The organism is Pseudomonas sp. W2I6, from assembly GCF_030815935.1.
Classification (GTDB): domain Bacteria; phylum Pseudomonadota; class Gammaproteobacteria; order Pseudomonadales; family Pseudomonadaceae; genus Aquipseudomonas.
Genome location: NZ_JAUSXJ010000001.1, coordinates 4,722,857 through 4,736,990 on the forward strand (window position 1 = coordinate 4,722,857; position 14,134 = coordinate 4,736,990).

The following is a 14,134-nucleotide window of genomic DNA, read 5'->3' on the forward strand; positions in this document are numbered from 1 at the left end:
AAGAGCCATGTCAGAAAACTGACTCTTTGCCCTCTTCCGGTGCATCAGAAGCGGTAAGTCACCGAACCGCCGAAACCGTTGGCGCTGTTTTCATACTTGGCGTCGTAGGTCAGCGCCAGTTGCGGATTATTGTCGCGGACCTTGATCGGCTCTTCTTTCAGGTAGGAATAAGCGACGTCGAAGGTCAGGTTATCCACTGGCGTCCAGCCGGCGCCCAAGCTGAACACCGTGCGATCGCCCGTAGGAATACGTACGGACCGGTCGGTGTTGTTGGTGGGCGTCTGGTCCACCGAAAAGCCGGTCCGCAGCACCAGTTGCTTGTTCAACTGGTACGACAGGCCGATGGCGTGAGACCAGGTGTCATGCCAGTGCTGTTCTTCGGTGATGGAGTTCAGGCCGGCCAGTTCGGTGGCGAGGTCAGAGACGCCACTGTTGTTGATCGTAATCTTCTTCAACTGGCTCCAGCGGGTGTAGGTGCTGCCGACGTACAGGGTCCAGTCATCGTTGAGTTTATGGGTGACCGAGAAGTCCACGGACGACGGCGTGGTGACATCCAGCTTGGCGTCATACCGCTGCGGGCCGCCATCCACCAGGTCGGTGAGCACCCCCGAGGCGTTGGTTTTGCCCGACAGGTGATACACAACCTGCGAGTGGTAGGTCACACCAATGCGCGTGCTTTCAATCGGCTGCACCAGGATACCGGCGTTGAAACCGGTGGCGGTGTCGTCGCCCTTGACCTTTACGTTTTCCGTGCCGAGGCCAAATGCCGGGACCTTGGAGTCCAGTTCGCCACTGATACGGTTGAAGGTCGGACCGAAGCCCACCGAAACCTTGTCGTTGAAGGCATAGCTGACGGTTGGCTGCACGGTGATGACTTGAACCTTGCTTTTGTTGCCAAAGCCATTGCCCTGGAAGCTGTGTTCATAGTCGGTCACGAGGCCGAACGGCGCGTAAATTCCCAGGCCAAACGCCCAGTGTTCATCAATCGGCGTCACCAGGTAGCCCATCGGTACGGCGATGCCGGGGACCATATCGCCTTTGTTGGTGCCGGGGTTGTCCACGCCACCTTGGCTGGAGCTGGCATCCTTGATGTTCGACTTGGCATCCAGGTAGGTCGCCCCGATGCTCACTTCATTCTGCTTAAGGCGAGACATACCCGCCGGGTTGCCAAACACCGTGCTGGCATCATCCGCGGAGGAGGAACGCCCGGCGTAACCGGTCCCCATTGAACTGATGCTTTGTTCGTTGAGGGCGAAACCACCGGCAAACAAGGAAGTGGAGGCAAGGGAAATCGACAGCGCCAAAGCGCTCTTGAAGAGTTTTTTATTCATTATTAGAACTCGAATTATTGGGCAGCGAGAGGAAGCTACCAATCTTCGAGCGGGCAAATTATGAAGAGTTTTTCATGCGCAAAATTGTCCGACAATCCTATTTCTTTCAAAGACTTCGACGGTTTTTCCAGCACTTATTCAGACCCCGGAACCTGAATATGACTGATGGGTTTTAATCTCGCCGTCACGCTTGCAGCATGCCGGATTGCCTGCCATCGAATAAGCGTGAAGGCGCTGGTGATATAAGTGTCGCAATGACATGATGACGGCCATTTAACACGCGTGGCAGCACTCAAATGAATAGCACTATCGGGACGGGTCCTGAGACAAACAGCCCACCTGAATCTGGCGAGAGTGATTTGTCCGCCGCGGGCCTCAACCACAGCGAAGCCTTCACCGAACGCGTGCTTGCCAGCATCAACGATTGCATCAAGGTGCTGGACCTCGACGCCCGCCTGACCTTCATGAGCGAAGGCGGCAAGCAGATCATGGAAGTCAGCGACTTCAATGCGATCCGCGGCTGCCCCTGGCCCGACTTCTGGCACGACCAGGGCAATCTCGATGCCAAGGCTGCCGTTGAGGCCGCCAAGGCCGGTCGCAATGCCAGCTTTGTCGGCGCTGCCCACACCCTGGCCGGCAACCTTAAATGGTGGCACGTGAACGTCAGCCCGATCATGGGCAGTGACGGCCTGCCGGAGAAAATCCTCTGCGTGTCCCGGGACATCACGCCCCTGCGCGAAGCCGAAGAGTCCCTGCGCAAACTCAACGAGTCCCTGGAACAGCGGGTGGTCGAGCGCACTCGCGATCGCGACCGTATCTGGCGCCTGTCGCCGGACCTGATGCTGGTGGCACAACTCGACGGTGTGATCTCCGCCGTGAACCCGGCCTGGACACGCATGCTCGGCCACGCCGAAAACGACCTGGTGGGCAGCCAGTTGCTGGCCCTGGTTCACCCCGACGACCTGGCCGTCTCATCCTCGGCGGTCAGCCGTTTGGGCGATGGCAAGAACTTCCCCAATTTCAAGAACCGTTACCGCCACCAGGACGGCAGCTACCGCATGATCGCCTGGACGGCCGTGCCCGACAGCGACTACATCCACGCCGTGGGCCGCGACATCCAGGCTGAGGAAGAAGCCAAGGAAGCCCTGCGACTGTCGGAAGACGCCCTGCGTCAGTCACAGAAACTGGAAGCCATCGGCCAACTCACTGGCGGTGTCGCACATGATTTCAATAACCTGCTGACGGTGATCAAGTCCTGTGCCGACTTGCTCAAGCCACCTGCCCTGAGCGAAGCACGCCGCGTGAAATACGTGGAAGCCATCGCCAGCACGGTCGATCGCGCGGCCCGCCTGACGGCCCAGTTGCTCACATTCGCCCGCCGCCAGGCTTTGCGACCCGAGGTGTTCAACGTCGGCGAAAGTGTAAAGCGGGTGGGCGAGATGATGGACAGCCTGACCGGTTCACGGGTCAAGGTAAGCATCCAGGTGCCTGACGACGCCTGCTTTATCAACGCCGACGAAAGCCAGTTCGATACCGCGCTGGTCAACATGGTGGTGAACGCCAGGGATGCCATGGCCGGCAACGGGCATTTGACCATCACCGTTTCGACGGCAAGCTGGCTACCCTCGGTTCGCGCTCACCCGGTACGTGTCGCCGATTACGTGACCATCGAACTGGCGGACACCGGCTCGGGTATCCCGCCGGAAAAACTCGACGCGATCTTTGAGCCCTTCTACACCACCAAGGGTATCGGCCAGGGCACCGGCCTGGGCTTGTCCCAGGTTTACGGCTTCGCCAAGCAATCAGGCGGGGAAATCCTGGTACAGAGCGAGTGCGGCAGCGGTAGCCAATTTACACTGTACCTGCCCAAGGTCGAGCCAAGTGCCATGCCGGTACCTCAAGACACCAGCGTTTCGCCCATCGTCTCAGGCTTGTGCGTGCTGATGGTCGAGGACAACGCCGATGTGGGCCTGTACACCTCGCAAACCCTGGAACAGATGGGCTTTCACGTGCTGTGGGTGCCGGATGCGAACAGCGCGCTGGAAGCCCTGGCCCCCAACCCGGAAAGCTTCCAGGTGGTGTTCTCCGATATCTCCATGCCCGGCATGAGTGGCCTGGAGTTGCTGGACGCAATCGAAGCCTTGTACCCATGGCTGCCGGTGGTGCTCACCACCGGCTACAACGACGAATACGCGCGTATCGCCCAGGAAGAGGCCAGCCGTTTTGTCTTGCTGCAGAAGCCGTATTCCACCGAGGTGCTGGCCCTGCTGCTGCAAAAAGTCGTCAAGAGCCGCCTGCCCCTGGTCGCACAAGGCTAGACCGCAGGCCGGCCGCGTCCGGAACATTCCCCATCTCCAGGGCCAGATCCAGCCAGGCCCGCGCCGCCGGTGGCAAGTGCGCCTGTCGCCGCCAGGCCAGGGCGATGTGCCAATCAGTCTGGGGCTCGTCCAGCTGGATCAGGGCGATGCCGGCGTGCAGGTGTTTGTAAGCCAGCATGCTCGGTAGAAACGCGACACCCAGGCCTGCGGCAACCAGGTCGACGATAAAGTCGATCTGCGCACTGCGGGCGGTGATACGCGGGACTACGCCTCTGCGCTCGCAGGCCGTGAGAATGATCCGGTTAAGCGCAAACCCGGCCTCGAACAGAATAAAGGGCGAGTCAGCCAGGTCGGAAAAATCGACGCTTTTACGCCCGGCCAAAGGATGGTCGATCGGCATCACCACCATCAGTGGCTCGACGCGCACATCCTGATATTCAAATTCTCCCGCCACCGGTACCAGCAACGCGGCCAGGTCCACCTCCCCGGCCTCCAGGCATTCGCCCAACTTCTTGCTGCCATGCTCGATCAGCTCGATCTCGATTTCCGGATAACGCTGTCGATACAAGGCAAACATCGCCGCAAACAGCACCCCACTGCCCACCGGCGGCAAGCCGATGCGCAATACACCGCGCTTGAGCCCCAGCAAGTCGTTGATCTCGGCCACCAGGTCACTGCGCTCCGCCAGCAACACCAGCGCTCGGCGGTAGGCAATTTCGCCGGCGGCCGTGAGCTCGCTCTTGTGGCCGATGCGATTGAACAGCGGCGTGCCCAATTCATCTTCCAGAGTCTTGACCGCCTTGCTGACGGTAGACTGGGTGAGCGAAACCACCTCGGCTGCTTGTGAGAAGCTGCCCTGGCGAACTACTTCGACAAAGGCCAGCAACGTACGAAGGTTCATGAGTATTCCGTTTGCGACTTGATTCAAGTTGGAAAAGTTGTTTTTACCATGAAAGGCCTTTGTCTATCCTCACCCCACCGTTTTCTTCACTCGGGGCATCACTGTTCATGATCATTTCGTCTGCATCGGATTACCGCGAAGCCGCCCGCCGCAAACTGCCGCGTTTCCTGTTCGACTACATCGACGGCGGCGCCTACGCCGAACACACCCTCAGGGCCAACAGCTCGGACCTGTCGGATATCAGCCTGCGCCAGCGCATCCTGCGCAACGTCGAAAGCCTGAGCCTTGAAACCACGTTGTTCGACCAGCCATTGGCGATGCCGGTGGTCCTCAGCCCGGTGGGCCTGACCGGCATGTTTGCCCGGCGTGGTGAAGTCCAGGCGGCGAAGGCGGCAGCGAACAAGGGCATTCCGTTTTGCCTGTCGACCGTTTCCGTGTGCCCGATCGAGGAAGTGGCGTCCCAGAGCCCGCAATCGATCTGGTTTCAGCTGTATGTGCTGAAAGACCGCGGCTTCATGAAAAACGCCCTGGAGCGCGCCCAGGCCGCCGGGGTGAAAAACCTCGTGTTCACGGTCGACATGCCCACCCCCGGCGCGCGTTATCGCGACGCCCATTCGGGTATGTCCGGCGCCTACGGGCCGCAACGCCAAATCCTGCAGGCCATGACCAAACCGGCCTGGGCCTTCGATGTGGGCCTGCTGGGTCGCCCCCACGACCTGGGCAACATCTCCAAGTACCTGGGCAAGCCCACCCAACTGAAGGACTACATCGGCTGGCTGGCCAACAACTTCGACCCTTCCATCAGTTGGAAAGACCTGGAGTGGATCCGCGAATTCTGGAAAGGCCCGATGATCATCAAAGGCATCCTCGACCCACAGGATGCCAAGGACGCGGTGAGCTTTGGTGCCGACGGCATCGTCGTATCCAACCACGGCGGGCGCCAGCTTGATGGCGTGCTGTCCACAGCCAAGGCACTGGCGCCTATCGTACAAGCCGTGGGCAGCGATCTGACGGTGCTGGTGGACTCCGGCGTACGCTCGGGGCTGGACGTGGTGCGCATGCTCGCGCTGGGCGCCAAGGGCGTTCTGCTGGGCCGTGCACAGGCTTACGCACTGGCCGCCGACGGGCAGCGTGGCGTGGAGAACCTGCTGGATATCTTCGCCAAGGAAATGCGCGTGGCCATGACGTTGACCGGAGTCACGTCGATCGCCCAGATCGATGAGTCGATCCTGGTGCGCAGCCAGGGTTGATCAGTGCAGCGACCTCGGAACATCCCTTCCGGGGTCGCCCACAGATATTTCTAAATGTTTCTTCATAAAGCCAAACCGTCATTAAACAGACACATTTCAGGAATTAAATCGTCACGTCCCAGGCAGGTGGAGCCCTCCACCTGCCCCCTTCCTTTGAGGTGTCGTCGTGATGTTGCTGACCAAAAAGAGTCTGTCAGTGTTGTTCACTGCCCTGTGCCTGAGTGGTGTCGCTCACGCCACTGACGTCACGGGCGCAGGCTCCAGTTTCGTCTACCCGGTGCTGTCCAAGTGGTCCCAGGAATACAGCAAAAGCTCCAGTGACCGGATCAACTACCAGTCCATCGGCTCCGGTGGTGGTATCGCCCAGATCAAGGCGGCTACCGTGGACTTCGGTGCGTCCGACGCGCCGCTGTCGGCGGATGAACTGAAGGCCGGCGGCCTCGGCCAATTCCCAAGCGTGATTGGCGGCATCGTGCCGGTGATGAACGTCGAGGGCGTTGCAGCTGGCCAGCTGAAACTCGATGGTGATGTGCTGGCGAAGATCTTCCTCGGTGACATCAAGGCCTGGAACGACCCGGCGATTGCCGCCCTCAACCCCGGCTTGAAACTGCCGGGCGCGAATATCACCGTGGTCCACCGCTCGGACGGCTCGGGCACCTCGTACAACTTCACCAACTACCTCTCCAAGGTCAGTGATGGCTGGAAAACCAAAATCGGTTTCGGCACCACCGTGCCGTGGCCGGTCGGTGTGGGCGGCAAGGGTAACGAAGGTGTTTCGGCCTACGTGAAGCAGATCAAGAACTCCATCGGCTTTGTTGAATACGCCTACGCCCTGCAAAACAAGATGACCTACGCCTCACTGAAGAACGCGTCCGGCAAATTCGTCGAGCCCAACGCCAAGGCCTTCCAGGCAGCGGCTGATACTGCCGATTGGGCCAACGCCCATGACTTCAACCTGATCATGACCAACGCACCGGGCGAGAACGCGTGGCCGATCACGGCGACCACCTGGATCATCATGTACAAGCAGGCAAAAAACGCCGAGCAAAGCCAGGCCGCTTTCAACTTCTTCAAATGGTCGTTGGAGAAAGGTCAGCAGCAGGCTGCGGCATTGGACTACGTAGCGTTGCCCGATTCCCTCGTGACCCGGATCGAAGGTTACTGGAAGTCTGACTTCGCTCACTGATCCGCCTCTATAGCCCCCTTCCTCAAGCATGTGCATGCTTGATGGAGGCGGGTGAGCACTTCTGATATGAACGACACCGTGCAACCCCTGGTTATGACTACTCACGCAAGCGACGTGTCGGGTGATAGCCGCGCCGCTCGCGATCAGCGCCACGATCTGTGGTTCAAACGCTCGATGTTCGGGGCCGCGATGCTGGTGCTGCTGCTCTTGGCAAGCATCGCCGCCTCCACCCTGTGGGGCGGTGGCCTGGCCTTCAAGACCTTCGGTTTCGGTTTCATCACCAGCACCGAGTGGGATGCGGTCAACAACCACTTTGGCGCCCTGGTACCGATCTACGGCACCTTGGTCACCTCGTTGCTGGCGTTGCTGATTGCGGTGCCGGTGAGTTTCGGCATCGCTATTTTCCTCACCGAAGTGGCGCCGCCCTGGCTCAGAATGCCGGTCGCCTCCGCCGTTGAATTGCTCGCGGGCATTCCCTCGATTATCTATGGCATGTGGGGCCTGTTTGTTTTCGGGCCCTTTATGGCTGAACACTTGTCACCCTGGATCAATGACTACCTGGGTGCGCTTCCGTTTATTGGCTCGCTGTTCCAGGGGCCGCCGCTGGGCATCGGGATGCTGACCGCCGGCATCGTGCTGGCGATCATGATCACGCCGTTCATCACGTCGGTGATGCATGAGGTTTTCCGCAGTGTGCCGACTCAATTGAAGGAGTCGGCCTACGCACTGGGCAGTACTACCTGGGAAGTGGTGTGGGACATCGTCCTGCCCTACACCCGTTCGGCAGTGGTCGGCGGGATCTTTCTCGGCCTCGGTCGCGCCCTGGGTGAAACCATGGCCGTGACCTTCGTGCTGGGCAACGCGCAACAGTTCTCTGCCTCGTTGCTGATGCCCAGCAGTTCCATCGCGTCCGTCATCGCCAACGAGTTCAGCGAGGCGTACACCGACCTGCATCGTTCGGCGCTGATCGCCCTGGGCTTCCTGCTGTTTATCGTGACATTCGTGGTGCTGGCACTGGCGCGGCTGATGCTCATGCGCCTGTCCCGCAAGGAGGGCCTATGAGCAGCAACGAACGCCAGTACCGCAAGCGTGCCTTGAAGAACCGGGTGGCCATGCTGCTCAGTTGTGGCGCGACAGTCTTTGGCCTGCTGTGGCTGGCGTGGATTCTGCTGACCACCATCATCAACGGCTTTCAGGCGCTCAACCTGCGCCTGTTTACCGAGATGACGCCGCCACCCGGAACAGACGGCGGCCTGGCCAACGCGTTTTATGGCAGCGCCCTGATGTCCGGGATTGCGCTGCTGATTGGCACGCCCATCGGGCTGATGGCCGGTATCTGGCTGGCGGAATTCGCACGGCACTCGCGCCTGGGTACCACGGTGCGTTTCATCAACGACATCCTGCTGTCCGCGCCGTCGATCGTGCTGGGCCTGTTCATCTACACCGGGGTGATCCTGCCGCTGAACCTGCTGACCAATCACCAGGTAGGTTTCTCCGCCATTGCCGGTGCCCTGGCGCTGGCCTTGCTGGTGATTCCGGTGGTGGTGCGCACGACCGACGAGATGCTCCAACTGCAACCTTCCACCATGCGCGAGGCGGCCCTGGCCCTGGGCGTACCCCAGTGGAAACTGACGTTGCAGATCGTGTTGAGAGCGGCCAAGGCCGGCGTGGTGACCGGCATCCTGCTGGCGCTGGCGCGGATTACCGGCGAAACCGCCCCGCTGCTGTTCACTGCCTTCGGCAACCAGTTCTGGAGCAGCAACCTGCTCAAGCCGATTGCCAGCGTGCCGGTGGTTATTTTCCAGTACGCCATGAGCCCCTTCGATGACTGGCACTCCCTCGCATGGGCAGGCGCCTTGGTACTGACGATGTTCGTGCTGGTGCTGAGCTTGCTGTCTCGCCTGATTCTTTTGCGCAATAGGTCCCACTGATGCAATCGACCCGCCTTGATCCTGAAAAAACCAAAATCCGTGTCCGTGGGTTGGAGTTTTTCTACAACAACCAACGTTCGCTGAAATCCATCGACATCGACATTCCGGAAAAACGCATCACCGCGATCATCGGCCCATCGGGCTGCGGCAAGTCGACCTTGCTGCGGGTGTTCAACCGTATCTACTCGATGTACCCGAAGCAGGAAGCCCGCGGTGAAGTGCTGCTCAATGGCGAAAACATCCTCGCCCCCGGCTACTCGATGAACCGCCTGCGCAGCCACGTCGGGATGGTCTTCCAGAAGCCGGTGCCGTTCCCGATGTCGATCTACGACAACATCGCCTATGCCGTGCGTCACCACGAAAAGCTGTCGCGCCGGGAAATGGATGATCGAGTCGAGCAAGCCTTGCGCGGCGGCGCGCTGTGGGATGAGGTGAAGGACAAACTCAAGCAGAGCGCCCAGAGTCTTTCAGGCGGACAACAGCAACGCCTGTGCATCGCCCGCACCATTGCGCTGCGCCCGCAGGTATTGTTGCTGGATGAACCGACCTCGGCGCTCGACCCGATTTCCACCGGGCGCATCGAGCAGTTGATCACCGAGCTGAAAGAGCAATACACGGTGATCATCGTGACCCACAACATGCAGCAGGCCGCCCGGGTGTCGGACAGCACGGCGTTCATGTTCATGGGCGAACTGATTGAGCATGGCAATACGGATGAGATCTTCACCAAGCCGAAGATGAAACAGACCGAGGACTACATCACCGGGCGGTTTGGCTAGCTTTAACAAAAAAGCCGATCACTCTCTGTCGCGAGAGTGATCGGCTTTTTACTGGGCAAAAAAAAACCCGGAAATCCTCACTTGCGTGGGCCTTCCGGATTTTCTAAACCGCCAAAAATGGTGGGTCGTGTGGGATTCGAACCTACGACCAATTGGTTAAAAGCCAACTGCTCTACCAACTGAGCTAACGACCCGCTGTGTGGTGGCGCGTATAATACTGATTTCTAAGGATTATTCAACACCTTATTTAAAATAAATCAGAAATAACGCGTTGGGTCAGTAATTCCGGCCGCTTGGAAGCCCTCTGCACGCAGTCTGCAGCTGTCGCATTTCCCACAAGCGCGACCATCAGTGTCTGCCTGATAGCAGGAAACAGTCAGCGAGTAATCGACGCCAAGTCCTACGCCTGCCTTCACGATATCGGCCTTGCTGCGGTTCTGCAGCGGCGCCAGGATGCGAAAGCCCTGCCCTTCTACACCGGCCTTGGTCGCCAGGTTGGCCATGCGCTCGAACGACTCGATGTACTCGGGGCGGCAGTCCGGGTATCCGGCGTAGTCCAGGGCGTTGACGCCGATGAAGATGTCGCGGGCATTGAGCACCTCGGCCCAGCCGAGGGCCAGGGACAGGAAGACCGTGTTGCGTGCCGGCACGTACGTCACCGGAATGCCTTCGCTGGGGCCTTGCGGCACGTCTATGGAGCTGTCGGTCAGCGCCGAGCCACCCATGCCGTCGAGATTCAGGCCGATCACCTTGTGCTCCACCGCGCCCAGGTCTCGGGCGACACGGGCGGCAGCGTTCAGTTCGGCACGGTGACGCTGGCCGTAGTCGAAGCTCATGGTGTAGCAGCTGTAGCCTTCTGCACGGGCCATGGCGACCACGGTCGCGGAGTCGAGGCCGCCGGACAGCAGGATCACCGCACGTTTTTGATCAGTCATCTCAGCGCCCCGGCTCATCGTTCCACAGGTATTTGTGCAGTTGCAGTTGCAGACGCACCGGAAGGTTGTCTGCAACGACCCAGTCGGCCAGGTCGCGAGCATTCAGGTCATGATGGCTGGGGGAAAACAGCACTTCGCCGGCGCGGCGGTCCAGGCCATACTGGATCAGCTTGGAGGTCGCCCAGTCGTAGTCTTCACGGGAACAGATGACGAACTTGACCTGGTCGTTGGCCGTCAGCAGCTCAATGTTCTCGTAGCGGTTGCGGTGCACTTCCTTGGAGCCTGGGGTCTTGAGGTCGACGACTCGGCTGACCCGAGGGTCGACTGCAGAGATATCGAGGGCGCCGCTGGTTTCCAGGGACACCTCGTAACCGGCATCGCACAACTGCTTGAGCAAGGGAATGGCATTGGGCTGTGCCAGTGGCTCGCCACCCGTGACGCAGACATAACGCGGCCGGTAACCGGCCACCTGCTCAAGGATGTCTTCAAGGGTGCGCACGGTGCCGCCGCTGAAGGCGTAGGCGCTGTCGCAGTACTGGCAACGCAGCGGGCAACCGGTGAGGCGCACAAATACAGTGGGCAGCCCGGCAGTGCGCGTTTCACCCTGCAACGAGTAAAAAACTTCGGTGATACGTAATGTGTCTTGCATAGTCGCCACGGGCGTAACAGCTAAACAGGCTGTCCGCCTCCGTCAGGCACTTCAAGGAATTGCGCCAACGCGTAAACCCCAGGAAGCGTGTTTCATAAAAGGGCGTGGATTCTAACGAAAAAACCCGCGCAGGGCGCGGGTTTCTTCTGAACGGGTTGCGACGCTTACATGCGTTGCAGATCCCGCTGAGCCAACTGGGCCGCAGAGGTACCCGGATACTGGGCCACCACCTGCTGCAGAATGCCTTTGACCTTGTCGGTATGACCCAGGCGGCGTTCTACGTCAGCCAGTTTGTACAGCGAATCCGGCACCTTGGCGTGCTTGGGGTACAGCTGGCTGACCTTGGCAAATGCCTGGCCTGCGCCCTGCAGATCACCCTTGGCCAGGTTCACCTCACCCAACCAGTACTGGGCGTTGCCCGCGTACTGGCTGTTCGGGTATTTGCGCAGGAATGCGGTAAAAGCCTGGCTGGCCTTATCGAAATCCTTGGCTTTGATCAGGTCGAAGGCTGCATCGTAATACAGCTTTTCCTTCGCCGGATCACCCGGTTCGCTGCTGGCGGCAGGGGCTTGGCTCGCAGCCGCGGCCCCTGCCGCTGCACCACCGGCGGCGCTTGCGGCGCCACCGGCAGAAGAATTATCAGGAGTGGCGGCTGGTGTAACGCCGGCTCCAATGCGTCGATCAAGATCCTGGTAACGCTCCAGGCCTTCTTGCTTCAGCTGGTTCACTTGATTCTGCAGAACCTCAATCGTGCCTTGTTGCTGCGACAATTGATCCTGCATGCGTTGCAGCTGGTTGAACAGTTCGCCCTGTGCCGAAGGCGCGGCAGTTGCCGCGCCCCCGGCATAGGCGCCGTTCGTGCCATAACCCGCTGGCGGATAACTGCTCCCGCTATTGTTATAGCCAGAGTTGCTATCTTCCACAGGAACCGCAGCCCACACCGCAAGCGGTGCCAGGCTGAGAGCCAATACAGTTAGAGCACGACGGCACGTTCGCATGACGAATTACTTACGCAGTTCGACGCGACGGTTTTGAGCCCAGGACTGCTCGTCGTGGCCAGTAGCAACTGGACGCTCTTTACCGTAGGAAACCAGTTCCAGTTGGCCTGGAGCAACACCTTGCAGAACCAGGTAGCGCTGAACGGCTTTCGCACGACGCTCGCCCAGTGCCATGTTGTACTCACGAGTACCACGTTCGTCGGTGTTACCTTCCAGAACAACGCGAGCGCCGTTAGCTTTCAGGTCCTTCGCGTGAACGTCCAGAGCGCGCATGGCTTCTGGTTTCAGGTCCGAACTGTCGTATTCGAAGTAGAAAGTGGTGATAGCGCGCAGAGCAGCTTCTTCGCTCAGGGAGCCGTCAACTGCACCAGTGTTAGCGCCGTAACCAGCGTTTGGATCAACAGCTGCGCCTTCACCGGCATTGTCGCCGCCTTTAGACGAGCAACCAACGGCTACGGACAGAGCCAGAGCCAGAGCAGCAAACTTACCAAACTTCAGCATTTCCATCGTGAAACTCCTAATGAACCCCAGTGTGTTAAGTACTTCTTTTTGTAGCGCCGCGTCAGTTCAGGTAAGGGGACCAGGACGGTTCTCTGACTTCGCCTTGAGCGGTAGGAAGCGGGAGCCTTACGCGTCCATTAATGGACACGAGCATCAAGACTCCCCGGCCCTGCTGGCGGGTGGCGTAGATTACCATGGTGCCGTTGGGCGCAACAGTAGCTGACTCATCAAGGTTGGTATCTGTAAGGATTTTTACGGTTCCACGCTGCAAATCCTGGGCCGCAACCCGGAAATTAGTGAAACCATCCTGACGGTGAATCATCACCAACGTCTTTTCATCAGCCGAAAGCTTAGGTGCAGCGTTGTAGTTACCAATAAAGGTCACTCGTTCGGCGCCGCCGCCGTTGACGCTGGTTTTGTAGACTTGCGGCTTGCCGCCACGGTCGGAGGTGAAGTAGATGGTCGAGCCATCCTTGCCCCAGAACGGTTCGGTGTTGATACCCGGGCCGCTGGTAACACGGCTCAGTTGGCGCGAAGCCATGTTCATCACGTAGATGTCCGGGTTGCCATCTTTGGACAGCACGAATGCCAGGCGTGAACCATCCGGCGACCAGGCTGGCGCGCCATTCAGGCCTTCGAAGTTGGTGATCTGCTCACGGCGACCGGTATCGATGTGCTGGACGAAGATCCGTGGACGCTTCTGTTCAAAGGACACGTAGGCGATACGCTTGCCATCTGGCGCGAAACGCGGCGACAGGATCGGCTCACGGGATTGCAGCAACGTCACTGCACGAGCGCCGTCATAGTCGGAACGCTGCAAAGTGTAACGAGTGTTGTCTACCGAAAAACGCTCGGCCGTTACATAGAGCAAGCGCGTGGAGAAGGCACCCTTGATCCCGGTCAGTTTTTCAAACGACTGGTCGGAGATGTAGTGCGCCATGTCCCGCAGCTGATCCGTGGTGCCCGACACGCTGCCGGTCAGCACTTGCTGCTCGGTCGCGACGTTGAACAGGGTGTACTGGATCTGCAGGCGACCGCCGGCGGGCGTGATGCTGCCCACCATCAGGTACTGGGCGTTCAGCGCTTTCCAGTCACGGAAGATGACTTCGCTGGCCTGGGTCGGCTGGCTGATCATGTTGCCTTTGTCGATCGGTGCGTAGTAGCCGGAGTTGCGCAGGTCATCGCTGATGATCTGCGACATGTCGTCCGGCAGCACGCTGCCGCCCTGCCAGCCAAACGGCACAACGGCGATCGGGGTGGCCCGATCGCTACCGCTGGTGACCAGGATGTTCTTTTCATCCGCCGCCGCTATCCCTGCCATGCAGCAAATAACGACAAGCATTCCTCGAAGAAGG

13 protein-coding genes and 1 tRNA gene are annotated in these 14,134 nt (G+C 59.6%); 6 read left to right on the forward strand and 8 right to left on the reverse strand.

Annotated features, from left to right (window positions below):
• Positions 1-44: 44 nt before the first annotated feature.
• On the reverse strand, positions 45-1,331 hold the full coding sequence (locus tag QF039_RS21750; RefSeq protein WP_003209847.1) for an OmpP1/FadL family transporter: 1,287 nt from the start codon (positions 1,329-1,331) through the stop codon (positions 45-47).
• Between the two features lie 359 nt (positions 1,332-1,690).
• Here QF039_RS21750 and QF039_RS21755 point away from each other — a divergent pair, with 359 nt between their 5' ends.
• Positions 1,691-3,649, forward strand: a complete 1,959-nt coding sequence (locus tag QF039_RS21755; protein WP_307520633.1) for a PAS domain-containing sensor histidine kinase — start codon at positions 1,691-1,693, stop codon at positions 3,647-3,649.
• Here the strand turns inward: QF039_RS21755 and QF039_RS21760 are convergent.
• Positions 3,615-4,550, reverse strand: a complete 936-nt coding sequence (locus QF039_RS21760; RefSeq protein ID WP_307520635.1) for a LysR family transcriptional regulator — start codon at positions 4,548-4,550, stop codon at positions 3,615-3,617. The two genes, QF039_RS21755 and QF039_RS21760, sit on opposite strands and share 35 nt — an antisense overlap.
• Positions 4,551-4,657: 107 nt before the next feature.
• Between QF039_RS21760 and lldD the strand changes: the two genes are divergently transcribed.
• The 5 genes from lldD (at position 4,658) to pstB (ending at position 9,696) form a co-directional block, all read left to right on the forward strand.
• The gene (gene lldD / locus QF039_RS21765) at positions 4,658-5,800 is read left to right on the forward strand and encodes an FMN-dependent L-lactate dehydrogenase LldD (protein ID WP_003209842.1); all 1,143 of its coding nucleotides are present in this window, start codon (positions 4,658-4,660) and stop codon (positions 5,798-5,800) included.
• Positions 5,801-5,969: 169 nt separating this feature from the next.
• On the forward strand, positions 5,970-6,986 hold the full coding sequence (gene pstS / locus QF039_RS21770; RefSeq protein ID WP_003209841.1) for a phosphate ABC transporter substrate-binding protein PstS: 1,017 nt from the start codon (positions 5,970-5,972) through the stop codon (positions 6,984-6,986).
• Between the two features lie 66 nt (positions 6,987-7,052).
• A complete protein-coding gene (gene pstC / locus QF039_RS21775; RefSeq protein ID WP_003209839.1) occupies positions 7,053-8,048 on the forward strand; it encodes a phosphate ABC transporter permease subunit PstC in 996 nt (331 codons plus the stop codon).
• Positions 8,045-8,917: a phosphate ABC transporter permease PstA gene (gene pstA / locus QF039_RS21780; RefSeq protein WP_307520639.1), complete on the forward strand. Its 873-nt coding sequence runs from the start codon at positions 8,045-8,047 to the stop codon at positions 8,915-8,917. The genes pstC and pstA overlap by 4 nt, the downstream gene beginning before the upstream one ends.
• Positions 8,917-9,696 (forward strand): phosphate ABC transporter ATP-binding protein PstB, encoded by a 780-nt coding sequence (pstB, locus tag QF039_RS21785; RefSeq protein ID WP_003209835.1) that lies wholly within the window; start codon positions 8,917-8,919, stop codon positions 9,694-9,696. Before pstA ends, pstB begins: the two co-directional genes overlap by 1 nt.
• Positions 9,697-9,814: 118 nt before the next feature.
• Here the strand turns inward: pstB and QF039_RS21790 are convergent.
• The 6 genes from QF039_RS21790 to tolB form a co-directional block, all read right to left on the reverse strand.
• Positions 9,815-9,890, reverse strand: a tRNA-Lys gene (locus QF039_RS21790).
• 63 nt (positions 9,891-9,953) lie between these two features.
• On the reverse strand, positions 9,954-10,631 hold the full coding sequence (gene queC, locus QF039_RS21795) for a 7-cyano-7-deazaguanine synthase QueC (protein WP_043225928.1): 678 nt from the start codon (positions 10,629-10,631) through the stop codon (positions 9,954-9,956).
• Position 10,632: 1 nt separating this feature from the next.
• Positions 10,633-11,280, reverse strand: a complete 648-nt coding sequence (gene queE, locus QF039_RS21800) for a 7-carboxy-7-deazaguanine synthase QueE (RefSeq protein WP_003209831.1) — start codon at positions 11,278-11,280, stop codon at positions 10,633-10,635.
• Positions 11,281-11,444: 164 nt separating this feature from the next.
• Positions 11,445-12,278 (reverse strand): tol-pal system protein YbgF, encoded by an 834-nt coding sequence (gene ybgF, locus QF039_RS21805; RefSeq protein ID WP_023659229.1) that lies wholly within the window; start codon positions 12,276-12,278, stop codon positions 11,445-11,447.
• 6 nt (positions 12,279-12,284) lie between these two features.
• Positions 12,285-12,785 carry a peptidoglycan-associated lipoprotein Pal gene (gene pal / locus QF039_RS21810; RefSeq protein WP_003209827.1) on the reverse strand — a complete coding sequence of 167 codons (501 nt, stop codon included), beginning with the start codon at positions 12,783-12,785 and terminating at the stop codon, positions 12,285-12,287.
• 55 nt (positions 12,786-12,840) lie between these two features.
• Positions 12,841-14,121, reverse strand: a complete 1,281-nt coding sequence (gene tolB / locus QF039_RS21815; protein ID WP_032868196.1) for a Tol-Pal system beta propeller repeat protein TolB — start codon at positions 14,119-14,121, stop codon at positions 12,841-12,843.
• Positions 14,122-14,134: the final 13 nt, after the last annotated feature.

What these genes read in the sequence shown, in the direction of transcription:
- QF039_RS21750 (WP_003209847.1), bottom strand. Translation starts at nt 1,331, where the DNA reads ATGAATAAAAAACTCTTCAAGAGCGCTTTGGCGCTGTCGATTTCCCTT.
- QF039_RS21760 (WP_307520635.1), bottom strand. Translation starts at nt 4,550, where the DNA reads ATGAACCTTCGTACGTTGCTGGCCTTTGTCGAAGTAGTTCGCCAGGGC.
- lldD (WP_003209842.1), top strand. Translation starts at nt 4,658, where the DNA reads ATGATCATTTCGTCTGCATCGGATTACCGCGAAGCCGCCCGCCGCAAA.
- pstS (WP_003209841.1), top strand. Translation starts at nt 5,970, where the DNA reads ATGTTGCTGACCAAAAAGAGTCTGTCAGTGTTGTTCACTGCCCTGTGC.
- pstC (WP_003209839.1), top strand. Translation starts at nt 7,053, where the DNA reads ATGAACGACACCGTGCAACCCCTGGTTATGACTACTCACGCAAGCGAC.
- pstA (WP_307520639.1), top strand. Translation starts at nt 8,045, where the DNA reads ATGAGCAGCAACGAACGCCAGTACCGCAAGCGTGCCTTGAAGAACCGG.
- pstB (WP_003209835.1), top strand. Translation starts at nt 8,917, where the DNA reads ATGCAATCGACCCGCCTTGATCCTGAAAAAACCAAAATCCGTGTCCGT.
- queC (WP_043225928.1), bottom strand. Translation starts at nt 10,631, where the DNA reads ATGACTGATCAAAAACGTGCGGTGATCCTGCTGTCCGGCGGCCTCGAC.
- queE (WP_003209831.1), bottom strand. Translation starts at nt 11,280, where the DNA reads ATGCAAGACACATTACGTATCACCGAAGTTTTTTACTCGTTGCAGGGT.
- ybgF (WP_023659229.1), bottom strand. Translation starts at nt 12,278, where the DNA reads ATGCGAACGTGCCGTCGTGCTCTAACTGTATTGGCTCTCAGCCTGGCA.
- pal (WP_003209827.1), bottom strand. Translation starts at nt 12,785, where the DNA reads ATGGAAATGCTGAAGTTTGGTAAGTTTGCTGCTCTGGCTCTGGCTCTG.
- tolB (WP_032868196.1), bottom strand. Translation starts at nt 14,121, where the DNA reads ATGCTTGTCGTTATTTGCTGCATGGCAGGGATAGCGGCGGCGGATGAA.